We start from the raw sequence: 25,260 nt of genomic DNA, 5'->3' as shown, positions 1-25,260 counted from the left end.
TTATCCCTCCTTCTTTTCTGATACCACAACTGTGATGTGGCTTGTGCGTTTGTTAATTTGGCTTGCACGACCCATTGCACGTGGACGGAAACGTTTCAACGTTGGACCTTCGTCAACGAAAACTTTTTCTACAACTAGGTTGTTAATGTCCATCTCATAATTGTGCTCTGCATTTGCGATTGCAGATTTTAAAACTTTTTCTACAACTGGAGAAGCAGTTTTTGGTGTGTGGTTAAGGATAGCAATCGCTTCACCCACTTGCTTACCTCGGATTAAGTCTACTACTAAACGAACTTTACGAGGAGCAATACGAACTGTTCTCGCTACTGCTTTAGCTTGCATTGAAGTGCCTCCTCTCATTATCTTCTAGTTTTCTTATCGTCAGCAAGGTGACCTTTATACGTACGAGTTGGTGCGAATTCACCTAACTTATGGCCAACCATATCCTCAGTGATGTACACAGGTACGTGTTTACGACCATCATATACAGCGATTGTGTGTCCGATGAACTGAGGGAAGATTGTTGAACGGCGAGACCAAGTTTTAACAACTTGTTTTTGCTCAGATGCAACTAATTTTTCCATTTTGCTCATTAAGTGATCATCGACAAATGGTCCTTTTTTTAAGCTACGAGCCATTTTGGTGCCTCCCTTCGTGATTGGCGTACGGTTCTAGAAATGAACCGTACTACAATCCCATTATTTTTTACGACGACGAACGATAAATTTGTCAGACGCTTTGTTTTTCTTACGAGTCTTGAATCCAAGAGTTGGTTTACCCCATGGAGACATTGGAGACTTACGTCCGATTGGAGAACGACCTTCACCACCACCGTGTGGGTGATCAACCGGGTTCATTACAGAACCACGAACTGTTGGGCGTTTACCTAACCAGCGAGAGCGACCTGCTTTACCGATTTTGATAAGTTCATGTTGTTCGTTACCTACTTGACCGATTGAAGCGCGACAAGCAGATAATACAAGACGTACTTCACCAGAAGTTAAACGTACAAGTACGTATTTACCTTCTTTACCAAGTACTTGAGCAGATGTACCAGCAGAACGAACTAATTGTCCGCCACGACCAGGCTTAAGCTCGATGTTATGAACAACAGTACCTACTGGAATGTTGATTAATGGTAATGCGTTACCGATTTTGATGTCAGCTTCTGGGCCAGACATAACTTCCATACCTACTTCTAAAGATTTAGGAGCAAGAATGTAACGTTTTTCACCGTCAACGTAGTTAATTAATGCGATATTCGCAGAGCGGTTTGGATCATATTCAATCGTAGCAACGCGTCCTGGAATTCCATCTTTGTTACGTTTAAAGTCGATGATACGGTATTGACGCTTATGTCCGCCACCTTGATGACGTACAGTAATTTTACCTTGGTTATTACGACCAGCCTTTTTGCTTAAAGGAGCAAGTAAAGACTTTTCCGGTCTGTCAGTCGTGATTTCAGCGAAATCATTCGTAGTCATGTTACGACGACCGTTAGTAGTTGGATTATACTTTTTAATTCCCATCTCAATTTCCCTCCTTCTTTAGTAAGAATTAAACGCCTTGGAAGATTTCGATTTCTTTGCTGTCAGCAGTTAGCTTAACGATTGCTTTACGACGACGGCTAGTAAAACCAGCGTGACGACCAACACGTTTTGCTTTCGGCTTGTAGTTCATGATGTTTACTTTGTCTACATTAACACCAAAGATCGCTTCGATAGCGTCTTTAACCTCTGTTTTATTAGATTTAACGTCCACGTCGAACGTATATTTTTTTTCAGCCATCATTTCCATAGAACGTTCAGTGATAACTGGGCGCTTAATGATATCACGAGGATCTCTCATTATGCAAGCACCTCCTCTACTTTTTCCACTGCCGCTTTTGTCATGATTAGCTTATCATGATGAAGCACGTCTAAAACGTTTACGCCTTCAGCAGTGATTACTGTTACTCCAGGGATATTGCGAGCAGATAACTCTACAGATTCGTTTGCATCAGCAGTTACGATAAGAGCTTTCTTCTCAACAGTTAATCCTTTAAGTACTGCTAGCATGTCTTTTGTTTTTGGTGCATTTAACACTAGGTCTTCAAGAACTACAATGTTGTTCTCAACTACTTTAGTAGCTAATGCAGATTTGATTGCTAAACGACGAACCTTCTTAGGAAGTTTGTACGCATAGCTTCTTGGTGTAGGTCCGAATACCGTACCACCACCACGCCATTGAGGAGAGCGGATAGACCCTTGACGAGCACGTCCAGTTCCTTTTTGACGCCATGGTTTACGACCACCACCACGAACTTCAGAACGAGTTTTTACTTTGTGTGTACCTTGACGTAAAGATGCACGTTGCATCATTACAGCTTCGAAAAGTACAGCTTCATTTGGTTCGATACCGAAAATAGCTTCAGCTAATTCGATTTCACCAACCTGTGAACCAGTTTGGTTATATACAGTAACTTTTGGCATTGGAATTCCTCCTTCCTATTGTGAATTATTTGCTAACCTTCACAGCGCCTTGAACAACTACAAGAGATTTCTTAGCACCTGGAACGTTACCTTTTACTAGTAATAAGTTGCGCTCAGTGTCAACTTGAACGATTTCTAAGTTTTGGATAGTAACTTGGTCTCCACCCATACGTCCAGCAAGTTTTTTGCCTTTGAATACACGGTTCGGAGCAACTGGGCCCATTGAACCTGGACGACGGTGATAGCGAGAACCATGAGACATAGGTCCGCGAGATTGTCCGTGGCGTTTAATAACACCTTGGAAACCTTTACCTTTAGAAATTCCTGTTACGTCAACGATTTCACCTGCAGCGAAAACTTCAACTTTTACCTCTTGACCAACCTCTAATCCGTCCACGTCTGCATCGCGGATTTCGCGAATGAAGCGCTTAGGAGTTGTAGATGCTTTAGCAGTGTGGCCTTGTTCAGGTTTGTTAGTTAACTTTTCACGTTTATCTTCAAATCCTAACTGGATTGCATTGTAGCCATCAGTTTCAGTTGTTTTCTTTTGAAGAACAACGTTTGGATTAGCAGCGATAACTGTTACTGGGATTAACTCACCGTTCTCAGCAAATACTTGAGTCATACCGATCTTTCTTCCTAAGATTCCTTTGGTCATGAGTTACACCTCCTACATTTTTAAGTTATATAATTTATAGTTTGATTTCGATATCTACACCAGACGGTAAGTCTAAACGCATTAATGAATCTACTGTTTGTGGAGTAGGACTCACGATATCGATTAAACGTTTGTGTGTGCGCATTTCGAATTGCTCACGAGAATCTTTGTACTTATGAACAGCACGAAGAATTGTGTAAATAGTCTTCTCAGTTGGTAATGGGATCGGACCAGAAACTGTTGCCCCAGAACGCTTAGCTGTTTCTACAATTTTCTCAGCTGATTGATCAAGAATACGGTGATCATAAGCTTTTAAACGGATACGAATTTTTTCTTTTGCCATTATTTTCCCTCCTTCGTTCGCCTATTTCTAAAATAGACCTTCTCCATGGAAATTTCCCCACACCATGCCATGGCAAAGCGGCCGGGTGTGTCAGCAACCTTCCACTTCATCGCAGTCAAAGACCAACATTGTCTATTATACAATGTTATTCGTCTAGATGCAAGCATCTTTTTGTTTGCATCTGCTTTTCTCTACTTTTGCTATTATACATGGCACTTTAAAGAATTTCAAGTTTTCATCTACTAGAATTCGTTTTACAGTTTTTGGGTTTTGTTTTAATGTTTTTATATACTATAGAAGAAACTCGTCAAAACATAAAGATATCCTCTTATTCATTATACGAACACAAAGAAACCCCCCCAAGGAAAAATCCTTTGGGGGGGTTTTATATCAGTTAAGATTACTCAACGATAGTAGCAACTACACCGTAACCTACTGTACGTCCACCTTCACGAATAGAGAATTTAGTTCCCTCTTCGATAGCGATTGGAGCGATAAGTTCGATAGTCATTTCGATGTTGTCACCAGGCATTACCATTTCAGTACCTTCTGGTAATTGGATGATACCAGTTACGTCAGTTGTACGGAAGTAGAACTGAGGACGGTAGTTAGCGAAGAATGGAGTGTGACGTCCACCTTCTTCTTTAGATAATACGAAAACTTCAGCTTTGAATTTAGCGTGTGCTTTTACAGAGCCAGTTTTAGCAAGAACTTGTCCACGTTGGATGTCTTCACGAGCAACCCCACGAAGAAGAGCACCGATGTTGTCTCCAGCTTGAGCTTGGTCAAGAAGTTTACGGAACATTTCTACACCAGTTACAGTTGTAGAAGCATTCTCTTCAGCAAGACCGATGATTTCTACTACGTCACCAACTTTAACGATTCCGCGCTCTACACGACCAGTTGCAACTGTACCACGACCTGTGATAGAGAATACATCCTCGATAGGCATTAAGAATGGTTTGTCAGTTTCACGTTCTGGAGTTGGGATGTAAGCATCAACTTCAGTCATTAATTCAATGATTTTTGCTTCCCAATCAGCTTCTCCTTGAAGAGCTTTAAGAGCAGAACCTTTGATTACAGGAATGTCGTCGCCTGGGAATCCGTATTCAGATAATAGGTCACGAACTTCCATTTCTACTAATTCTAATAATTCTTCGTCGTCTACCATGTCGCATTTGTTTAAGAATACAACGATGTAAGGAACACCTACTTGACGAGAAAGAAGGATGTGCTCACGTGTTTGAGGCATTGGACCATCAGCAGCAGATACTACTAAGATACCGCCGTCCATTTGAGCAGCACCAGTGATCATGTTTTTAACATAGTCAGCGTGACCTGGGCAGTCAACGTGTGCATAGTGACGAGTTTCAGTTTCGTACTCAACGTGTGCAGTTGAGATTGTGATTCCGCGCTCTCTTTCTTCTGGAGCAGCGTCGATTTGATCGTATCCGCGTGCTTCAGCACCACCAGCTTTTGCAAGAACTGTAGTGATCGCAGCAGTTAATGTAGTTTTACCATGGTCAACGTGGCCGATTGTACCGATGTTAACATGGGGTTTAGAACGTTCGAATTTAGCTTTAGCCATTCTAAATTCCTCCTTAGTTTATATAGGTTATTTTATATTTAGACTAGAAAGCGAAACTTACGTCCCACTTTCTAAGCTTACATAAGTAGTTATACTCGAACAATTGATAAAAATCAATTATTCGCCTTTATTTTTTTTAATAATTTCTTCTGAAACAGACTTCGGTACTTCTTCATAATGATCAAATGTCATTGAGAATGTTCCGCGGCCTTGAGTGTTAGAACGTAATGCTGTCGCATAACCGAACATTTCAGAAAGTGGAACCATAGCGCGAACAACTTGTGCGTTACCGCGAGCTTCCATACCTTCTACACGTCCACGACGAGATGTTACGTCACCCATGATGTCTCCCATGTACTCTTCAGGAATTACAACTTCAACTTTCATCATTGGCTCAAGAATTACTGGGTTACATTTAGAAACCGCAGCTTTAAGTGCCATAGATGCAGCGATTTTGAACGCCATCTCAGATGAATCGACATCATGGTAAGAACCGTCAACTAATGCTGCTTTAATGTCAACTAGTGGGTAACCAGCTAGTACACCATTTTTAAGTGAGTCTTCAAGACCCGCTCCAACAGCTGGGATGTATTCACGTGGAACTACACCGCCGACGATTTTGTTTTCGAATTCAAATCCTTTACCTTCTTCGTTAGGTGCAAACTCAATCCAAACGTGACCGAATTGTCCACGTCCACCAGATTGACGAGCAAACTTACCTTCAACTTTCGCAGCAGCGCGGAAAGTTTCACGGTATGCTACCTGAGGAGCACCAACGTTTGCCTCAACTTTGAATTCACGGCGCATACGGTCAACGATGATATCAAGGTGAAGTTCACCCATACCAGCGATGATAGTTTGGCCAGTTTCTTGGTCAGTGTGAGCACGGAATGTTGGATCTTCTTCAGAAAGCTTAGATAATGCTGTACCCATTTTATCTTGGTCAGCTTTAGATTTTGGTTCGATAGCTACAGAGATAACTGGCTCTGGGAATTCCATAGACTCAAGGATAACAAGGCTCTTCTCGTCACAAAGAGTATCACCAGTAGTAGTATCTTTTAAACCTACAGCAGCAGCGATATCACCAGCGTAAACTGTTGAAATCTCTTCACGGCTGTTAGCGTGCATTTGTAGGATACGTCCTACACGCTCACGCTTACCTTTAGTTGAGTTTTTCACGTATGATCCAGAGTTTAACACACCAGAGTACACACGGAAGAACGTTAACTTACCAACATAAGGGTCAGTCATGATTTTGAATGCTAAAGCTGCGAATGGTTCTTCATCGCTAGACTTACGTTCGATTTCTTCATCTGTATCCGGAAGAGTACCTTTAATAGCAGGTACATCTAATGGAGATGGTAGGTAGTCGATAACTGCGTCTAACAGAATTTGAACACCTTTGTTTTTGAATGCAGAACCACAGATTACTGGGAAGAATTCTACAGAAGTTGTAGCCTTACGGATACCAGCTTTAAGCTCTTCTACAGTGATTTCTTCACCTTCTAGGTACTTCATCATCATTTCTTCATCAAGCTCAGCTACCGCTTCAATAAGCTTTCCACGGTATTCTTCAGCTAGTTCTTTGTGCTCTTCAGGAATTTCGACACGCTCGATGTCTGTTCCTAAATCGTTACCGTACATGTAAGCACACTCTTCAACAAGGTCAATGATACCATTGAACTCGTCTTCAGCACCGATTGGTAACTGAATTGGATGTGCGTTTGCTTGTAAACGATCGTGGATTGTTCCTACAGAGTATAAGAAATCTGCACCGATCTTATCCATTTTGTTAACGAATACGATACGAGGTACACCGTAAGTAGTAGCCTGACGCCAAACAGTTTCTGTTTGTGGTTCTACACCAGATTGTGCATCAAGTACTGCTACCGCACCATCAAGTACGCGTAAAGAACGTTCTACTTCTACTGTGAAGTCTACGTGTCCTGGAGTATCAATGATGTTTACACGGTGACCTTTCCATTGAGCTGTAGTTGCAGCAGAAGTAATTGTGATACCACGCTCTTGCTCTTGCTCCATCCAGTCCATCTGAGATGCACCTTCATGAGTTTCACCGATTTTATGAATACGTCCTGTGTAATACAGAATACGCTCAGTTGCTGTTGTTTTACCAGCATCGATGTGAGCCATGATACCAATATTACGAGTGTTTTCTAAAGAGAACTCTCTTGTCATTTGGTGTCTTGCTCCTTCCATATATGGATTGGATTTTTATTTTAAGTAGCAAAAAAGCCACTTTATATTGTTACATATGCCAGTGTCCAGTACCCTCATTATGTAAAACGAGCGCCCAACGAAAGGGAGAGGCATTCTCCCTCTCCACACTTCCATAAGCGACAAATAAAGCGGTTTATGCTTACATTTATTTTGCGTTGAATCCTACCAACGGTAATGAGCAAATGCTTTGTTAGCTTCTGCCATTTTATGAGTGTCTTCACGTTTCTTAACAGATGCACCAGCGTTGTTAGCTGCATCTAAGATTTCGTAAGCTAGACGCTCTTCCATAGTTTTTTCACCACGAAGACGAGCATAGTTTACTAACCAGCGAAGACCTAAAGTTGTACGGCGTTCTGGACGAACCTCAACTGGAACTTGGTAGTTAGCACCACCAACACGACGAGCGCGTACTTCAAGAACAGGCATGATGTTCTTAAGAGCTTGCTCGAATACTTCCATTGGTTCTTTATCTGAACGTTCACGAACGATATCGAAAGCGTTATAAAGAATTGTTTGAGATTTACCTTTTTTACCGTCAACCATCATTTTGTTGATAAGGCGTGTTACTAGCTTAGAATTGTACATTGGATCTGGTAACACGTCACGTTTCGCAACAGGTCCTTTACGAGGCATATTGAGTTCCTCCTTTCATTATAAGTTTATTATTTTTTAGCAGGTTTTGGTCGCTTAGTACCATATTTAGAACGTCCTTGCATACGTTTGTCAACACCAGCTGTATCAAGCGCTCCACGAACGATGTGGTAACGTACCCCTGGTAAATCCTTTACTCGACCACCGCGAATTAATACTACGCTATGCTCTTGTAGGTTATGACCGATACCTGGGATGTAAGCTGTAACTTCAATACCGTTTGTTAAACGTACACGAGCGTATTTACGTAACGCTGAGTTAGGTTTCTTTGGAGTCATTGTACCAACACGAGTACATACACCACGTTTTTGAGGTGCAGAGATATCAGTTGATTTTTTCTTTAAAGAGTTAAAACCTTTGTTTAACGCAGGTGATTTAGATTTCCATACTTTATCAGTACGACCATTTCTCACTAATTGGTTAATAGTAGGCATTTGATTATCCTCCCTTCGCATGTTTGTATGACCACATATCCAGGTGGTTCATTATTAGTTGAAAACAAAGTTTTTGCAAGGAAGAGCAAATGCTCTCTCCTCACAAAAACAGTTTTAACTTATTATTCCTATTGCTGAAGCTCCCACTTGAATCCCCGAAACTTTTCCAAGCTTACGAACTGATTCAACTTTTGTTATGGGTATGTTATGTTGCAAAGCAGTGCGAATGATAACATGGGTTAACCGCACATCAGCATCTTCTGCAATAACAACTTCTTTAACTATACCATTTTTGATTGCTTCCAATGTGCGTTTATGACCAACGACTACATTTTCAGCATTTGACACTTTTTGATAAGACATATAAATATCCTCCAAAGCATCGTTCAGGAGCAACCTTGATTATAGTAACATTTTGACTCATACAATGTCAACTAGGATTAGCTGTTTTTATACAAAATTTACGACGGAAAATTTTACTGTTCCACATAAACTTCATCGTTTTCTACATTCATGTTATCTTGTGTTGTTTTTACAAGATCCACTTTGCGATAACGATTCATACCTGTTCCAGCAGGAACAAGTTTACCGATAATAACGTTCTCTTTCAATCCTAGAAGCTCATCACGTTTACCTTTAATTGCTGCATCAGTTAAGACACGAGTTGTTTCTTGGAATGATGCTGCAGATAAGAATGAATCAGTTTCAAGTGAAGCTTTTGTAATACCAAGTAGAACAGGTCTAGCTGTCGCTGGTTGTTTACCTTTCAGTAACACCTTCGCATTCGCATCAGTAAACTGATGGATATCTAGTAATGTTCCTGGTAATACGTCTGTTTCACCTGCATCACTTACACGAACTTTACGTAGCATTTGACGTACCATTACCTCTACGTGTTTGTCACCAATTTCTACCCCTTGCATACGGTATACTTTTTGAACTTCACGTAATAAGTATTCTTGCACTGCTGTAATGTCCGTTACTTTTAGTAATTCTTTCGGATCAATAGAACCTTCTGTTAACTCTTTACCGTGGCTAATTGGCTGTCCTAACGTTACTTTCAGACGAGCACCGTAAGGAATAGCATACGTACGAGCTTCAACTTCACCCTGTACAACTACTTCTTGGCGATCTTTAACATCGTTGATCGCTGCGATAACACCGTCGATTTCACTGATAACTGCCTGACCTTTCGGATTACGAGCTTCGAAGATCTCTTGGATACGAGGTAAACCTTGAGTAATATCATCTCCGGCAACCCCACCTGTATGGAACGTACGCATCGTTAACTGTGTACCTGGCTCACCGATAGACTGAGCTGCGATAATACCTACCGCTTCTCCTACTTCTACGTCTGTACCAGTTGCTAAGTTACGGCCGTAACACTTCTTACATACACCATGGCGAGTGTTACACGTGAACGCTGAACGAATGTTTACAGTTTCAACACCCGAATTCTCAACGATATGAGCGATATCTTCAGTAATTAATTGGTTTTCACTAACTAATACTTCACCTGTTTCAGGATGTTTTACAGTTTTTCTTGCAAAACGTCCAACAAGACGATCATATAATGACTCAATTACTTCATTACCCTCTTTAATCGCACCAATTAATAGACCACGATCTGTTCCACAATCATCTTCACGGACAATTACATCTTGTGCAACGTCTACAAGACGACGTGTTAAGTAACCAGAATCGGCAGTTTTAAGTGCTGTATCGGCAAGACCTTTACGCGCACCATGCGTAGAGATGAAGTACTCAAGTACTGTTAAACCTTCACGGAAACTTGATTTAATTGGAAGTTCGATAATACGACCAGATGGATTGGCCATCAGACCACGCATACCAGCAAGCTGAGTAAAGTTCGATGCGTTACCACGGGCACCGGAATCACTCATCATGAAGATTGGGTTGCGTTTATTCAAGGATTTCATCAGTTTTCCTTGGATAACATCTTTTGCATTACTCCAAATAGAGATAACGCGATCGTAACGTTCTTCTTCCGTGATTAAACCACGACGGAATTGTTTAATTACATTATCTACTTTTGCTTGTGCTTCATGGAGAATTTCATCTTTTTCACCTAATACAAGAATGTCAGATACCCCAACTGTAATACCAGCTTTTGTAGAGTACTTAAATCCTAAGTTTTTCATACGGTCAAGCATGCGAGATGTTTCCGTAATTTGGAAACGCTTGAATACTTCCGCAATGATGTTACCAAGGATCTTCTTGCTAAATGGCGCCACTTCTTCGCGACTAGCAATAATTTCTTTAATGTTCGCACCTTTTTCAACGAAATATTCCGCTGGTGTTTCTTTTTCAAGGTTTGAGTTTGTCGGTTCATTAATATAAGGGAACGACTCTGGTAAGATTTCGTTAAATATTAATTTACCAACTGTTGTTAATAGAAGCTTACCTTTTTGCTCTTCAGTAAATGTTACGTTATTTACTGAACTTGCAGCAACTGCAACACGTGTGTGCAGATGTACATATCCATTTTGGTATGCAAGTATTGCTTCGTTTGCATCTTTGAAGACCATACCTTCACCGATTGCGCCTTCACGCTCAAGTGTTAAGTAGTAGTTACCTAATACCATATCCTGAGATGGAGTAACAACTGGTTTTCCGTCTTTTGGATTCAAGATGTTTTGTGCCGCTAACATAAGAATACGAGCTTCTGCTTGTGCCTCTGATGATAACGGAACGTGAACCGCCATTTGGTCACCGTCAAAGTCCGCATTGTATGCAGTACATACAAGTGGGTGAAGACGAATTGCGCGACCTTCTACTAATGTAGGTTCAAACGCCTGGATACCAAGACGGTGAAGTGTTGGTGCGCGGTTTAGAAGTACTGGATGCTCTTTAATCACAGATTCTAAAACGTCCCAAACTTCAGGGTGTACACGCTCAATTTTACGTTTAGCACTCTTAATGTTGTGTGCTAAACCTTTTCCAACTAACTCTTTCATAACGAAAGGTTTGAACAGTTCAAGCGCCATTTCTTTCGGCAATCCACATTGGTACATCTTTAAGTTCGGTCCTACAACGATTACAGAACGGCCAGAGTAGTCAACACGTTTACCTAATAAGTTTTGACGGAAACGTCCTTGTTTACCTTTAAGCATGTGAGATAGTGATTTTAATGGACGGTTACCTGGTCCAGTAACCGGACGGCCACGACGACCATTATCAATTAATGCGTCTACAGCTTCTTGTAACATACGTTTTTCGTTTTGAACGATGATGCTTGGAGCACCTAGGTCCAATAGACGTTTTAAACGGTTGTTACGGTTAATTACACGACGATATAAGTCGTTTAAGTCAGAAGTAGCAAAACGTCCACCATCTAACTGTACCATTGGGCGTAGTTCTGGTGGGATAACTGGTAGAACATCTAAGATCATCCAAGATGGTTCATTTCCAGAGTTACGGAATGCTTCTAATACTTCTAGACGTTTAATAGCACGAGTACGGCGTTGTCCTTGTGCTGTTTTTAATTCTTCTTTTAAGAAGTCTACTTCTTTATCTAAATCAATGTCTTGTAGTAGCTTTTTAATCGCTTCTGCACCCATAGCAGCTTGGAATGTGCTACCATATCGATCACGATATGCACGGTATTCTTTTTCAGAAAGTAATTGCTTCTTATCAAGTGGTGTATCTCCACTTTCTGTTACAACATAAGAAGCGAAATAAATTACTTCTTCAAGCGCGCGAGGGGACATGTCTAAGACAAGTCCCATGCGGCTCGGGATACCTTTGAAATACCAAATATGAGATACAGGAGCAGCTAATTCGATATGACCCATACGTTCACGACGTACTTTTGCACGCGTTACTTCAACGCCACATCGATCACAAACTACACCTTTATAACGTACACGTTTGTATTTTCCGCAATGACATTCCCAGTCCTTTTGTGGTCCGAAAATACGCTCACAGAACAAGCCATCTTTTTCAGGCTTTAACGTACGATAGTTAATTGTTTCTGGTTTCTTAACTTCACCGTATGACCAAGAACGAATCTTGTCAGGTGAAGCAAGTCCAATCTTCATATATTCAAAGTTATTTACATCTATCAAGGGGCCTACCTCCCTTTTAGTCTACAGGTTATCCCAATTATTCCTTAGTTGTCTCAACTTCAACATTCAATTTATCTGCTGATTGATGATCATCGTCATCTTCTGTATCACGCATTTCAATTTCTGTGTCGTTGATTGACATCATTTTAACGTCCATACCTAAACTTTGCAGTTCTTTAATCAATACTTTGAATGATTCAGGAACGCCTGGTTCTGGAACATTTTCACCTTTAACAATTGCTTCATACGTCTTAACACGTCCAACAACATCATCAGACTTCACTGTTAAGATTTCTTGAAGAGTATAAGCAGCACCGTAAGCTTCAAGTGCCCAAACCTCCATCTCACCGAAACGCTGTCCACCGAACTGAGCTTTACCTCCCAGAGGTTGCTGCGTTACAAGTGAGTATGGTCCAGTAGAACGAGCATGAAGTTTATCGTCAACCATGTGCGCAAGTTTAATCATATACATGACACCAACAGATACGCGGTTATCGAATGGTTCACCAGTACGTCCGTCATACAGGATTGTTTTCGCATCATTTGCCATACCAGCTTCTTCAATTGTGCCCCAAACATCTTCCTCACGAGCACCATCGAATACTGGTGTTGCAATGTGAATGCCAAGGTATCTTGCTGCCATACCAAGATGAAGCTCTAATACCTGACCGATATTCATACGAGATGGTACCCCTAATGGGTTTAACATGATATCGATTGGCGTACCGTCTGGTAAGTAAGGCATATCTTCTTCTGGTAAAATACGAGAGATAACACCTTTGTTACCGTGACGTCCGGCCATCTTGTCACCTTCAGAAATTTTACGTTTTTGAACGATATATGCACGTACAAGTTGATTCACGCCTGGTGGCAATTCATCGCCATCTTCACGATTGAATACTTTTACGTCCAAGATAATACCGCCACCACCGTGTGGTACACGTAGTGATGTATCACGTACTTCACGCGCTTTTTCTCCAAAGATAGCATGTAATAGACGTTCTTCAGCTGTTAATTCTGTTACACCTTTAGGTGTTACTTTACCAACAAGTAAATCTCCATCTTTTACTTCAGCACCAACGCGAATGATACCGCGCTCGTCAAGGTTACGTAATGCGTCTTCCCCAACGTTTGGAATGTCACGTGTAATTTCTTCTGGTCCAAGCTTCGTATCACGAGCTTCTGATTCATATTCTTCAATATGAATAGAAGTGTACACATCATCTTTTACAAGGCGCTCACTCATGATGATCGCATCCTCGTAGTTATAACCGTCCCAAGTCATGAAGCCAACAAGCACGTTACGTCCAAGTGCTAGTTCACCTAATTCCATAGAAGGACCATCCGCAAGGATTTCACCTTTTACAACTTCATTTCCAACACTTACGATTGGACGTTGGTTGTAACAAGTTCCTTGGTTAGAACGAATGAATTTTTGCATTTTGTAGCGATCTAAGTCGCCTTTTACTGTTTGACCGTCAACCTCTACATAGCGGCGTACCCAAACTTCACGTGCTTCTACGCGCTCAACAACACCAGGATGTTTACAGATTACTGCAGCACCTGAGTCTTTTGCTGATACGTACTCCATACCTGTACCTACAATCGGAGATTCCGGATTCATTAACGGAACCGCCTGACGTTGCATGTTCGCTCCCATAAGTGCGCGGTTAGAGTCATCGTTTTCTAAGAACGGAATACAAGCTGTCGCTGCCGACACTACTTGTTTTGGAGATACATCCATGTAGTCGATGCGTTCTCTATTTGTTACAATATTTTCACCACGGAAACGAGCTACGATATCTTCACTTAGGAATTCACCTTCATCAGATAATTTCATATTCGCTTGGGCTACAACATAGTTATCTTCTTCATCTGCTGTTAAATAATCAACATGCCCTGTTACAAGACCAGTTTCTGGGTCAACACGACGGTATGGTGTTTCAATGAAACCAAACTCATTTACTTTCGCGAACGAAGATAATGAGTTAATTAAACCGATGTTTGGTCCCTCTGGTGTTTCAATCGGACACATACGACCGTAGTGGGAGTAATGAACGTCACGTACTTCAAAGCCTGCGCGCTCACGCGTTAAACCACCAGGTCCTAATGCAGATAGTCTTCGTTTGTGAGTTAACTCTGCTAATGGATTTGTTTGGTCCATGAACTGAGATAACTGAGAACTTCCGAAGAACTCTTTAATAGATGCAATAACAGGACGAATATTAATTAGTGCCTGTGGTGTAATTGCATTCGTATCTTGGATCGACATTCTCTCACGAACAACACGTTCCATACGAGAAAGACCGATACGGAATTGATTTTGTAATAGTTCTCCAACAGAACGCAGACGACGGTTTCCTAAATGGTCAATATCATCTGTATCCCCTACTTTGTATAGTAGGTTGAAGAAGTAACTGATAGAAGCAAGGATATCACCTGGTGTGATGTGTTTCACATCACGAGTAATATTTGCATTACCAATTACATTAATTACGCGTTCGCCTTCCGACTCAGGAGCATAAATCTTAATAGATTGCAGCTCAACATCGCCTTCTACCACTCCACCCATTGGTTTCGCTGTTTTGAATCCAATGTTTTTCTCTAAGTAAGGTAAAATGCGATCAAGTGTACGACGATCTAAGATTGTTCCTTCTGTCGCTAAAATTTCACCAGTTTCTGGATCCACTAACGTTTCAGCTAAACGTTGATTAAACAATCTGTTTTTAATGTGTAACTTCTTGTTGATCTTATAGCGACCTACATTTGCTAAATCGTAGCGCTTTGGATCGAAGAAACGAGACACAAGTAAGCTCTTAGCATTTTCTACTGTTGGTGGTTCACCAGGACGTAGACGCTCATAAATTTCAAGCAATGCTTTTTCTGTGCTATCTGTGTTGTCTTTTTCTAATGTGTTGCTTAAGTATTCGTTATCACCTAAAAGCTCGGTGATTTCTTGATCAGAGCCAAACCCTAATGCGCGTAACAAAACAGTTACAGGAAGTTTACGCGTACGGTCAATACGCACATATACAACATCCTTAGCATCTGTCTCATACTCTAACCAAGCTCCGCGGTTTGGAATTACAGTAGCAGTAAAACCACGTTTTCCGTTTTTATCCACTTTGCCACTATAGTATACGCTTGGAGAGCGAACTAACTGGGAAACGATAACACGTTCTGCACCGTTAATTACGAATGTTCCAGTCTCTGTCATGAGTGGGAAATCTCCCATGAACACATCTTGTTCTTTTACTTCACCAGTTTCCTTGTTGATTAGACGCACTTTTACACGAAGTGGTGCTGCATACGTCACATCACGCTCTTTGCATTCGTCTACAGAGTATTTAGGTTCACCTAAGCTGTAGTCGATAAATTCAAGCGATAGATTTCCCGTAAAGTCTTCAATCGGAGAAATGTCTTGGAACATTTCTCGCAAACCCTCATCAAGAAACCACTGATAAGAAGAGGTTTGAATTTCGATAAGATTTGGTAACTCTAATACTTCACTAATACGGGCATAACTTCTTCGTTGGCGGTGGCGTCCGTATTGAACTAGTTGACCTGTCAACTGCTTCACCCCTCAAATCATGAGTATTATAAATGCACAAAAAAATTTGTGCAAAATCACAAATAAATACAACTACTGCTATTAGCGTAGTCTTTTTCTCTTAAAGATAAATACGTTGAGTCTTTCTACCTGCTCAAAAAAGAAAAATGGCTTCTATAAGAAAACCATCATTCTGTTTCATAATCTGCTGATTTTACTATCTTTTCCAAGAGAAACAAAAATATACATCTTTCTCAACGCAGAAAATCATATATTGGCATTGTATAATGTTAACATAGCCAAAAATAACCGTCAACGTTTTTTTGATTTTATGATATAATATCCTTTTTTCTTTTCTACAACCTCAACTTCAGAAAATACTTCTTCTAGTTTTTTCAGCGCAGATGGTGCACCTTGCTTCTTTTGAATAACAATCCAAAGTTCTCCACCTGGAACTAAATACTCCACAGCTTTTTCTAAAATCTCATGTACGATATCTTTACCCGCACGAATTGGAGGGTTAGATAGAATAGCAGCATACTTGCCATCTACATTTTCATAGACGCTACTTTGAAAAATACGTATATTCTCGATTCTGTTATTAGCGGCATTTTCTTTCGCAAGCCCAAGCGCCCTTTCATTCACATCCACCATGTGAACTTCACAACCTTGAAACTCTTTCGCTAACGACAAACCAATAGGACCGTATCCACAACCTACGTCTAATATATCACCTTTAATATCCGGCATTTGAAACGCTTCAATTAAAAGACGGGAACCAAAGTCCACCTCGTTTTTCGAAAACACCCCATGGTCAGATAAAAAAGTAAATTGAGATCCACGAAGTGGAAATTCCCATCGTTTACGATCACTTTTACTAGAAGGGTCGTTAGAAAAATAATGGTCTGCCATATGGCCACCTCTTTTCTTTACAGTTAAAAAAAAAGCTCGCATGAGAGCGAGCTTTTTTTTAAAGCATCAAAAGTTAATTACTTAACTTCTACAGCAGCGCCAACTTCTTCAAGTTTAGCTTTCATTTCTTCAGCTTCCTCTTTAGAAACGCCTTCTTTGATTGCTTTTGGAGTGTTGTCAACTAATTCTTTAGCTTCTTTTAAGCCAAGACCAGTGATTTCACGTACAGCTTTGATAACTTTGATTTTTTGAGCGCCAGCACTTGCAAGTACTACGTCAAACTCAGTTTTTTCAGCAGCAGCTTCACCAGCGCCACCAGCTACAGCTACAGGAGCAGCAGCAGTTACGCCGAATTCTTCCTCGATAGCTTTTACTAAGTCGTTAAGTTCTAATACAGTCATAGATTTAACTGCTTCAATGATTTGTTCTTTAGTCATTGTAAATATCCTCCCTTAAATAGGTTTGTATTGTTTTATAGATAACAAGTAATTATCTTTTAAAAAATTAAGCGCCTTGCTCTTCCTTTTGTTCTGCAACTGCTTTAGTAGCAAGTGCAAGGTTACGGATTGGAGCTTGAAGAACGCTAAGAAGCATAGAAAGTAAGCCTTCACGTGATGGAAGAGTAGCGATTGCTTTAACCTCATCAAGTGTTACAAGTTTACCTTCGATTACGCCCGCTTTAATTTCTAAAGCTTCATGTTTTGTAGCGAAGTCGTTTAATACTTTCGCAGGAGCAACTACATCCTCGTTACTGAACGCGATTGCGTTTGGTCCTGTTAAGAATTCGTTTAACTCAGCCATTTCAGCAGATTCTGCAGCACGACGAGTTAGAGAGTTTTTGTAAACTTTGAACTCAACGCCAGCTTCACGTAATTGCTTACGTAATTCTGTTGCTTCAGAAACTGTTAAACCACGGTAGTCAACAACGATTGTAGATTTACTAGCACGAAGTTTGTCCGCGATTTCAGTTACAACTTGTTGTTTAGTTTCGATTACTTTGCTCATGTTATTACACCTCCTGTAGATTATATAGAAGATGTACCGAAAGTGCACTAAAAACCTCCATGCCCAACTTGTAGACATGGAGGCATATAGTCACAGAAAAAAATTCCGTTTCGTATATTAACACCTAGGTAGGAAATTAAGTCTATTGACACCTACTGTCTACGGTACACTATTTAAATTCACAACATAAATGATTATATTAAATCTTCTTTATGAAGTCAACTTCCAATTTTTACGCTAATGTAGAAACGTCTACACGTACGCCAGGTCCCATTGTAGAAGCAACTGTTACGTTCTTCATGTAAGTACCTTTTGCAGCAGATGGCTTAACTTTTAATAAAGTGTCAGCGATTGTTTTGAAGTTTTCTACTAATTTAGCATCTTCGAAAGATACTTTACCGATTGGAACGTGGATGTTACCAGCTTTATCAACGCGGTATTCAACTTTACCAGCTTTGATTTCGTTAACAGCTTTAGTTACATCGAAAGTAACTGTTCCAGTTTTAGGGTTTGGCATTAAACCTTTAGGTCCTAATACGCGACCAAGTTTACCAACTTCACCCATCATGTCAGGAGTTGCTACTACTACATCGAAATCGAACCAACCTTGTTGGATTTTACCGATGTAATCAGTATCGCCTACGAAGTCAGCTCCAGCAGCTTCAGCTTCTTTAGCTTTTTCACCTTTAGCGAACACTAATACACGTTGTACTTTACCAGTACCGTGTGGAAGAACAACTGCACCACGGATTTGTTGGTCAGCTTTCTTAGGGTCAACACCTAAACGGAATGCAGCTTCTACAGTTGCATCAAATTTAGCTGTGTTTGTTTTCTTTACTAATTCTACTGCTTCTGTTGCAGAGTAAGCAGATGCACGATCAACAAGCTTTGCAGCTTCTACGTACTTTTTACCTCTTTTAGCCATTTTTATTTCCTCCTCGAATGTGGTTTTAGCGGAATAACCTCCCACGTTTACGCCTGTTTTCAGGTATAACCTGAGGATGAGCGCCATCCATTTATTTAAAAACAATAATCATTTACGATAATAAAGGTTGCGAATTGGAATTCCAGACCCGCAACCTTTTTTAAAAACAAATCGAATTAGTCTTCGATAACGATGCCCATACTGCGTGCAGTACCTTCAACCATACGCATTGCAGCTTCTACGCTAGCAGCGTTTAGGTCAGGCATTTTAGTTTCAGCGATTTCGCGTACTTTATCACGCTTAACAGTTGCCACTTTATTACGGTTTGGTTCACCAGAACCAGACTCAATACCAGCTACTTTCTTAAGAAGAACAGCAGCAGGAGGAGTTTTAGTAATGAAAGTGAATGAACGGTCCTCAAATACCGTAATTTCAACAGGGATGATAAGACCAGCTTGATCTGCTGTACGAGCGTTAAACTCTTTACAGAAGCCCATGATGTTAACACCTGCTTGTCCTAATGCTGGACCAACTGGTGGAGCTGGGTTAGCTTTACCTGCAGGAATTTGAAGCTTTACCATTTTAATTACCTTTTTAGCCACGAGACACACCTCCTTAAGTCCGTGATGTGGTCAATTGGACAGTGATTTGCCCTCCCACGTCATATTTTATCTGTAAGGATAAAATCTTTCAAAAAACGTCTCCGATAACGAAGACGTACTGACTTAAAAGATATTATCACTTTTTACAATTCATTTCAAGTTTCATTTTATAATTTTTCAATTTGATGGAAGTCAAGTTCAACTGGAGTCTCGCGACCAAACATGTCCACAAGTACGCTAACCTTTTTCTTCTCCACATCAATTTCTTCAATAGCACCTGTATAATCTGCGAATGGCCCCTCATTTACACGTACTGTCTCATGAAGTTCAAAGTCGAAATCAACCACTTCGTTGTCCATTCCCATATGTTTCATAATGGTAACAACTTCCTCTTCTAATAGAGGTGATGGTTTAGATCCAGAACCAGAAGAACCAACGAACCCAGTTACACCCGGCGTGTTACGTACAACATACCAAGAATCATCAGTCATGATTAATTCTACTAATACATAACCTGGGAACACTTTTCTTTTCATTAATTTTTCTTTTCCGTTTTTCATTTCTACTTCTACTTCTTCCGGGACAACAACACGGAAAATTTTATCTTGCATACCCATTGATTCTACACGCTTCTCTAGGTTTGCTTTTACTTTATTTTCATATCCAGAATAAGTATGGACAACATACCAACTTTTTTCCATTCATTTAGGACGAGCGTCCTTCCCTCCCTGACGTACATTTTTTTGCGCAAATGAAAAAACCCGTTCACCGGGCTTTTACACAGTTCTTATAAATAACATTATATCATGGATAAGTGCTTCTTATTCAAGAATTAACCAAGAATTAACCGAATTAAAGAAGAAATGCCCATATCAACTACTGCGAAGAAAATCGCAAAGAACACAACTGTAGCAACAACAGTCGCTGTTGAGCGGAGTAATTCATCTTTTTTAGGCCAACTTACTTTTTTCATTTCGCGACCTACATCGCCGAAAAAGTTCGTTAAACGCATCTGCGGGACCTCCAGTGTATTATTTCAATTATTTATTTTGTTTCCTTGTGAACTGTATGCTGATTGCATGTTTTACAAAACTTTTTTATTTCAAGTCGCTCTATTGAGCTCGTATCTTTCATAGTAGAGTAGTTTCGATTTTTACACTCTTCACATGAGAGTACAACTTTTTTCCTCATTAGTTACACCAACCTTGTAACATTATGTCCCTAAAAATGTATCATACAATAAAAGACAATGTCAATGACATGCATTTTGTACTCTCTACAAAAGAAAACAGGTGATTTATTTTACACCTGTTGCACTTGTTATTTGTTATGAATTTAAACTTGTACTTTCTCGCATTTCCATATATCGCTCCAATTTCCTCTTCACCCGCTGTAAAGCGTTATCAATAGATTTCACATGTCTGTTTAACTGTTCTGAAATCTCTTGATAAGAACGCCCATCTAGATATAAAGAAAGTACTTTTCTTTCTAAATCGCTTAATAATTCAGATATTTTTGATTCTATGTCTGTATATTCTTCTTGGCTAATAATCATTTCTTCAGGATCAGTTACCTTCGCTTCAGAAATAACATCCAATAATGTTCGATCAGATTCCTCATCGTAAATCGGCTTATCTAAAGACACATACGAATTTAAGGGAATATGTTTTTGTCTTGTCGCCGTTTTAATAGCGGTAATAATTTGTCGAGTGATACACAGTTCAGCAAATGCTTTGAATGAAGACAGCTTGTCCTCTTTATAATCACGAATTGCTTTAAACAACCCTATCATACCTTCTTGAACAATGTCTTCTCGATCGGCACCCACTAAAAAGTAAGATCTTGATTTCGCGCGAACAAAGTTCTTATATTTGTGAATTAAATATTCTAGAGCGTCAGTATTACCTTTTCGAACTAACTCAACGATTGCCTCATCTTCTAAATCACGAAATGTAACGTCGCCTACACTTACGAAGCCTGCTTCCACCTTGATCCCTCCGACCGCTATTTATTTAGCAATATTATACAGTAAAAAGACAAAGAGCGTCAATGCTTCAACGCTCTCCTCTTCTTAATTTTTCTAATTTTTCTGTAATATCTTTACTAAATATCTTTCGCATGGCGGGTTGCTGTTCTTTCGTGTCTTTTGTACGCCTTCTTACTTGTTGCTCCATTGCCTGTACTTCCAACTCTAATTCACGCGCAGATTTCCGAAGGGCACCTTGCGCAAATATAACCCATTGTTCCGTGTAATCAGAAGTCGCAACATATATTCGTGTATTTATATTTCTAAGCTCTATCGCAAGTTGCTCTATCTTTTCGTCTGCAGTTTGATTCTTTCGTGTGAATATTACTTCCACACGAGATTGTTTCATCTTTTTTTCAATACCATGTACTGTATAGGCATCAAAGACTATCATCACTTTTGTGCCTGTATAACCTTGATAATCCGCCATCTTATCAATAAGCGCATCTCTTGATGATTGTAAATCTACATCCCGCAGTTTCTTCAAATCTCCCCAAGCTCCGATAATGTTGTAACCGTCAACGATTAAAATATCGTTCATCTTTTATTTACCAATTTCGTGACGTTTACGATATACCTCATACATTAACAAACTTGCGGCTACGGAAGCATTTAAGGATGTAACTTTACCAACCATCGGTAGAGTGATTAGGAAATCACACTTTTCACCAATAATACGACTCATACCTTTTCCTTCACTACCAATTACTAACCCAATTGGCATTTTACCATCTAAATTACGGTAATCCGTTTTCCCTTTGGCATCTGTACCAGCAATCCAAAGTCCACGTTCTTTTAATTCATCAATTGTACGGGATAAATTCGTTACGCGCGCAACAGGAATGTATTCAATTGCTCCTGTTGATGCTTTCGCAACTGACGCTGTAAGCCCCACAGCCCTTCTCTTTGGAATAATAATTCCATGAGCTCCTGTCGCATCAGCAGTACGCATAATAGAACCTAGGTTATGCGGATCTTCAATCTCATCTAAAATTAAGAAGAATGGATCTTCATTACGTTTTTCTGCCACTTTGAATAAATCTTCTAACTCCGCATACTGATATGCAGCTACTTGAGCAATTACACCTTGATGATTCCCCTCAACTAATTGATCTAACTTTTTCTTTGGTGCGTGTTGTAAAATAACCTTATTTTCTTTCGCTAACGCTAGTACAATCTGTACCTGTCCTTTGGCAGCACCTTCTGCGATCCAAATTTTATTAATATCTCTCCCTGATCGTAACGCTTCAATTACAGGGTTACGTCCGATAATATATTCACTGCTCATGATGATGTGCCCCCTTCCTTTTCTTCTAAAACTGCAATTGCCTTATATACAATTTCGTCTAATCTTTCACGGTTATTTAATAAATGATGATAACCAATTAGCGCTTCAAAGGCTGTACTATGTCGATATGTTTGTACATCCGTATTTTTCGGCACTGTACCCGAATTTGCATTACGCCCTCTTCTTAATACCGCCTCTTCTTCCTCTGTCAAAAATGCCGTCTCTAATAAATGATAAACAACTTTTGCCTGTGCTTTTGCTGAAACAAAGCTCGTCCCTAAGCGATGTAATTGATTAGGGCGAACCTTTCCTTTTTGAAGGAGGTGATAGCGGATATATTGTTCATATACCGCATCACCCATATACGCTAACGCCAAGCTGTTTAATTGCTTTGCATCAATCATTCTTATCCTCTTTTCCATCTTGTACCTTGAGCGGTATCTTCTAAAATAATATTACGTTCTTTTAAATCGTCGCGAATTTGATCAGACAATGCGAAATCGCGATTTTTACGCGCCTCAATGCGCTTTTGGATAAGTTCTTCAATTTCTTCATCCAGCAATCCTTCTTGTGTTAATTCTAATCCTAAAATACCAAATAACGTTTCCAGTTGTTTTACGTATGCTTCGATCACAACTTTAGATGTATGCTCTTCAAGTAAATATTGATTTGCATGATTGGCTACATTGTATAATTCGGTAATTGCATTCGCGGTGTTAAAATCATCATTCATCGCCTCTTCAAATGCAGTCTGGAATTTCTCTATTTCAGCTAACCATTTCTCATTATGGTCTGTTAAATCCGTACTGCTTTCCATACGATGCTTTAAGTTTCCATAAGCTGTTTTAATTCTTTCCAGTCCATTATTCGTACTTTGTAATAACTCTTCACTAAAGTTAATCGGATGACGATAGTGTACTGATAACATAAAGAATCTAATTAACTGCGGGTCGTATTGCTTAATAATATCGTGAACTAAAATAAAGTTACCAAGCGATTTAGACATCTTCTCATTGTTAATATTAATATATCCATTATGCATCCAGTAACGTGCAAACGTTTTTCCAGTCAATGCCTCCGACTGCGCAATTTCATTTTCATGATGCGGGAACGCCAAGTCTTGACCACCAGCATGAATGTCAATTGTATCCCCTAAGTACTTACGTGCCATAGCTGAGCATTCAATATGCCACCCTGGACGTCCTTTCCCCCAAGGGCTTTCCCAGAAGATTTCTCCTTCTTTCGCAGCTTTCCATAAAGCAAAATCAAGAGGATCTTGTTTCTTTTCTCCTACCTCAATACGAGCACCGTGACGTAAATCAGCGATTGGTTGATGTGATAATTTACCGTAACCTTCGAATTCCTTCGTTTTAAAGTACACATCACCCTCTGATTCATATGCATACCCTTTATTCACAAGCTCTTGAATAAATTCAATAATGATGTCCATATTTTCTGTTACACGAGGATGAACTGTTGCGTGTTTGCAACCTAGCGCTGTTACATCTTCAAAGTACGCTTCAACAAAACGATCAGCAATTGTCGGTACATCTTCACCTAATTCATTTGCCGCTTTAATTAATTTATCATCTACGTCCGTAAAGTTAGATACGTATTGCACATCGTATCCTTTATATTCTAAATAACGACGTACTGTATCGAATACCATAGGAGGTCTTGCATTCCCAATATGAATGTAGTTATAAACTGTAGGTCCGCATACATACATCTTTACCTTATTTTCTTCTAATGGAACAAACTCTTCTTTTTGGCGTGTTAACGTATTATAAATGTGAATAGTCATTTTTATCCTTCCTTTCTACCTTTACTTCCAGTTGTTTCTTCAATTTATCAAGTTCTACTTCCATAGCCTTTAATTTATCAAAAATTGGATCCGGAAGGTCAGAGTGATTTAATTCTTGACCAATCTTTACTCCATTTTGAATAACGACTCTGCCAGGTATACCTACAACTGTAGAATGTGCAGGAACTTCTTTTAATACGACAGACCCTGCCCCGATTTTAGAATTCTCTCCCACAGTAATAGAACCAAGGACTTTAGCACCCGTCGCAATTAATACATTATCCTGAATTGTCGGATGCCTCTTTCCTTTTTCTTTTCCTGTACCACCTAATGTAACCCCTTGATAAATTGTTACATTATCACCAATTTCACAAGTTTCTCCAATTACAACTCCCATTCCATGGTCTATGAAAAAGCGTCGACCAATAGTTGCGCCTGGATGAATCTCAATGCCAGTAAAAAAGCGACTAACTTGTGAAACAAAACGTGCAAGAAAGAAAAAATCTCTTTTATAAAAAGCATGTGCAATTCGATGAGCCCAAACTGCATGTAATCCAGAGTAAGTTAAAATGACTTCGAAATAACCTCTTGCCGCTGGATCCTGTTCAAAAACGACTTCAATATCTTCCCGAAGCCTCTTAAACATCGGTGTTCCCTCCCCTTTATGGGCTGCTTTT

General features: G+C 39.8%; 28 protein-coding genes and 1 other annotated feature. All 28 genes read right to left on the bottom strand.

Annotated features, from left to right (window positions below; translation table 11 throughout):
• The 28 genes from rplV to cysE all read right to left on the bottom strand — a co-directional run bounded on the left by rplV (position 1) and on the right by cysE (position 25,229).
• Entirely contained in the window at positions 1-342 is a 342-nt protein-coding gene (gene rplV, locus MR170_RS14090) for a 50S ribosomal protein L22 (RefSeq protein ID WP_001148024.1), read from the bottom strand.
• A gap of 17 nt (positions 343-359) precedes the next feature.
• On the bottom strand, positions 360-638 hold the full coding sequence (gene rpsS / locus MR170_RS14085; protein ID WP_000124454.1) for a 30S ribosomal protein S19: 279 nt from the start codon (positions 636-638) through the stop codon (positions 360-362).
• A 60-nt stretch (positions 639-698) separates the two neighbouring features.
• Positions 699-1,529, bottom strand: a complete 831-nt coding sequence (gene rplB, locus MR170_RS14080; protein WP_000511583.1) for a 50S ribosomal protein L2 — start codon at positions 1,527-1,529, stop codon at positions 699-701.
• A gap of 28 nt (positions 1,530-1,557) precedes the next feature.
• Positions 1,558-1,848 (bottom strand): 50S ribosomal protein L23, encoded by a 291-nt coding sequence (gene rplW / locus MR170_RS14075; RefSeq protein WP_001205557.1) that lies wholly within the window; start codon positions 1,846-1,848, stop codon positions 1,558-1,560.
• The gene (rplD, locus tag MR170_RS14070) at positions 1,848-2,471 is read right to left on the bottom strand and encodes a 50S ribosomal protein L4 (protein ID WP_016084023.1); all 624 of its coding nucleotides are present in this window, start codon (positions 2,469-2,471) and stop codon (positions 1,848-1,850) included. Before rplD ends, rplW begins: the two co-directional genes overlap by 1 nt.
• 25 nt (positions 2,472-2,496) lie before the next feature.
• The gene (rplC, locus tag MR170_RS14065) at positions 2,497-3,129 is read right to left on the bottom strand and encodes a 50S ribosomal protein L3 (RefSeq protein WP_000160209.1); all 633 of its coding nucleotides are present in this window, start codon (positions 3,127-3,129) and stop codon (positions 2,497-2,499) included.
• 34 nt (positions 3,130-3,163) lie between these two features.
• On the bottom strand, positions 3,164-3,472 hold the full coding sequence (gene rpsJ / locus MR170_RS14060; RefSeq protein WP_001040595.1) for a 30S ribosomal protein S10: 309 nt from the start codon (positions 3,470-3,472) through the stop codon (positions 3,164-3,166).
• A 400-nt stretch (positions 3,473-3,872) separates the two neighbouring features.
• The gene (gene tuf, locus MR170_RS14055; protein WP_001029617.1) at positions 3,873-5,060 is read right to left on the bottom strand and encodes an elongation factor Tu; all 1,188 of its coding nucleotides are present in this window, start codon (positions 5,058-5,060) and stop codon (positions 3,873-3,875) included.
• Between the two features lie 117 nt (positions 5,061-5,177).
• On the bottom strand, positions 5,178-7,256 hold the full coding sequence (gene fusA / locus MR170_RS14050; protein WP_000196383.1) for an elongation factor G: 2,079 nt from the start codon (positions 7,254-7,256) through the stop codon (positions 5,178-5,180).
• A gap of 204 nt (positions 7,257-7,460) precedes the next feature.
• Positions 7,461-7,931: a 30S ribosomal protein S7 gene (rpsG, locus tag MR170_RS14045; RefSeq protein WP_001137492.1), complete on the bottom strand. Its 471-nt coding sequence runs from the start codon at positions 7,929-7,931 to the stop codon at positions 7,461-7,463.
• Positions 7,932-7,960: 29 nt separating this feature from the next.
• On the bottom strand, positions 7,961-8,383 hold the full coding sequence (gene rpsL / locus MR170_RS14040) for a 30S ribosomal protein S12 (protein ID WP_001142341.1): 423 nt from the start codon (positions 8,381-8,383) through the stop codon (positions 7,961-7,963).
• A 114-nt stretch (positions 8,384-8,497) separates the two neighbouring features.
• The gene (locus MR170_RS14035; protein ID WP_000121833.1) at positions 8,498-8,746 is read right to left on the bottom strand and encodes a 50S ribosomal protein L7ae-like protein; all 249 of its coding nucleotides are present in this window, start codon (positions 8,744-8,746) and stop codon (positions 8,498-8,500) included.
• 113 nt (positions 8,747-8,859) lie between these two features.
• Complete coding sequence (gene rpoC, locus MR170_RS14030; protein ID WP_016084024.1) at positions 8,860-12,471, bottom strand: DNA-directed RNA polymerase subunit beta'; 3,612 nt, start codon at positions 12,469-12,471, stop codon at positions 8,860-8,862.
• A gap of 37 nt (positions 12,472-12,508) precedes the next feature.
• The gene (gene rpoB, locus MR170_RS14025) at positions 12,509-16,042 is read right to left on the bottom strand and encodes a DNA-directed RNA polymerase subunit beta (RefSeq protein ID WP_016084025.1); all 3,534 of its coding nucleotides are present in this window, start codon (positions 16,040-16,042) and stop codon (positions 12,509-12,511) included.
• 291 nt (positions 16,043-16,333) lie between these two features.
• Positions 16,334-16,933, bottom strand: coding sequence for a class I SAM-dependent methyltransferase (locus tag MR170_RS14020; RefSeq protein ID WP_016084026.1), 600 nt, complete (start codon positions 16,931-16,933; stop codon positions 16,334-16,336).
• A 77-nt stretch (positions 16,934-17,010) separates the two neighbouring features.
• A complete protein-coding gene (gene rplL, locus MR170_RS14015; protein WP_000159737.1) occupies positions 17,011-17,370 on the bottom strand; it encodes a 50S ribosomal protein L7/L12 in 360 nt (119 codons plus the stop codon).
• Between the two features lie 67 nt (positions 17,371-17,437).
• Entirely contained in the window at positions 17,438-17,938 is a 501-nt protein-coding gene (gene rplJ / locus MR170_RS14010; protein ID WP_000048718.1) for a 50S ribosomal protein L10, read from the bottom strand.
• A 39-nt stretch (positions 17,939-17,977) separates the two neighbouring features.
• Positions 17,978-18,121, bottom strand: a sequence feature (ribosomal protein L10 leader region).
• 49 nt (positions 18,122-18,170) lie between these two features.
• The gene (rplA, locus tag MR170_RS14005; protein WP_002094239.1) at positions 18,171-18,863 is read right to left on the bottom strand and encodes a 50S ribosomal protein L1; all 693 of its coding nucleotides are present in this window, start codon (positions 18,861-18,863) and stop codon (positions 18,171-18,173) included.
• A 176-nt stretch (positions 18,864-19,039) separates the two neighbouring features.
• Complete coding sequence (gene rplK / locus MR170_RS14000) at positions 19,040-19,465, bottom strand: 50S ribosomal protein L11 (RefSeq protein WP_001085872.1); 426 nt, start codon at positions 19,463-19,465, stop codon at positions 19,040-19,042.
• 167 nt (positions 19,466-19,632) lie between these two features.
• A complete protein-coding gene (nusG, locus tag MR170_RS13995; protein ID WP_000415794.1) occupies positions 19,633-20,166 on the bottom strand; it encodes a transcription termination/antitermination protein NusG in 534 nt (177 codons plus the stop codon).
• Between the two features lie 131 nt (positions 20,167-20,297).
• On the bottom strand, positions 20,298-20,477 hold the full coding sequence (gene secE, locus MR170_RS13990) for a preprotein translocase subunit SecE (protein ID WP_001241323.1): 180 nt from the start codon (positions 20,475-20,477) through the stop codon (positions 20,298-20,300).
• Positions 20,478-20,509: 32 nt separating this feature from the next.
• A complete protein-coding gene (rpmG, locus tag MR170_RS13985) occupies positions 20,510-20,656 on the bottom strand; it encodes a 50S ribosomal protein L33 (protein WP_014481927.1) in 147 nt (48 codons plus the stop codon).
• Positions 20,657-20,792: 136 nt separating this feature from the next.
• Positions 20,793-21,452, bottom strand: a complete 660-nt coding sequence (locus MR170_RS13980; RefSeq protein WP_016084027.1) for an RNA polymerase factor sigma-70 — start codon at positions 21,450-21,452, stop codon at positions 20,793-20,795.
• 67 nt (positions 21,453-21,519) lie between these two features.
• A complete protein-coding gene (locus MR170_RS13975; protein WP_000997887.1) occupies positions 21,520-22,032 on the bottom strand; it encodes an NYN domain-containing protein in 513 nt (170 codons plus the stop codon).
• A gap of 3 nt (positions 22,033-22,035) precedes the next feature.
• The gene (gene rlmB / locus MR170_RS13970) at positions 22,036-22,779 is read right to left on the bottom strand and encodes a 23S rRNA (guanosine(2251)-2'-O)-methyltransferase RlmB (protein ID WP_000093762.1); all 744 of its coding nucleotides are present in this window, start codon (positions 22,777-22,779) and stop codon (positions 22,036-22,038) included.
• Positions 22,776-23,183 (bottom strand): Mini-ribonuclease 3, encoded by a 408-nt coding sequence (locus tag MR170_RS13965; protein WP_000564261.1) that lies wholly within the window; start codon positions 23,181-23,183, stop codon positions 22,776-22,778. Before MR170_RS13965 ends, rlmB begins: the two co-directional genes overlap by 4 nt.
• A gap of 2 nt (positions 23,184-23,185) precedes the next feature.
• On the bottom strand, positions 23,186-24,583 hold the full coding sequence (gene cysS, locus MR170_RS13960; protein ID WP_242308477.1) for a cysteine--tRNA ligase: 1,398 nt from the start codon (positions 24,581-24,583) through the stop codon (positions 23,186-23,188).
• On the bottom strand, positions 24,564-25,229 hold the full coding sequence (gene cysE, locus MR170_RS13955; protein WP_000476495.1) for a serine O-acetyltransferase: 666 nt from the start codon (positions 25,227-25,229) through the stop codon (positions 24,564-24,566). Before cysE ends, cysS begins: the two co-directional genes overlap by 20 nt.
• Between the last annotated feature and the right edge of the window lie 31 nt (positions 25,230-25,260).

This window comes from Bacillus cereus group sp. BfR-BA-01524 (assembly GCF_022662595.1).
GTDB lineage: Bacteria > Bacillota > Bacilli > Bacillales > Bacillaceae_G > Bacillus_A > Bacillus_A thuringiensis_S.
The sequence above is the reverse complement of the archived record's forward strand: the minus strand, read 5'-3'. Positions and strand labels throughout refer to the sequence as shown.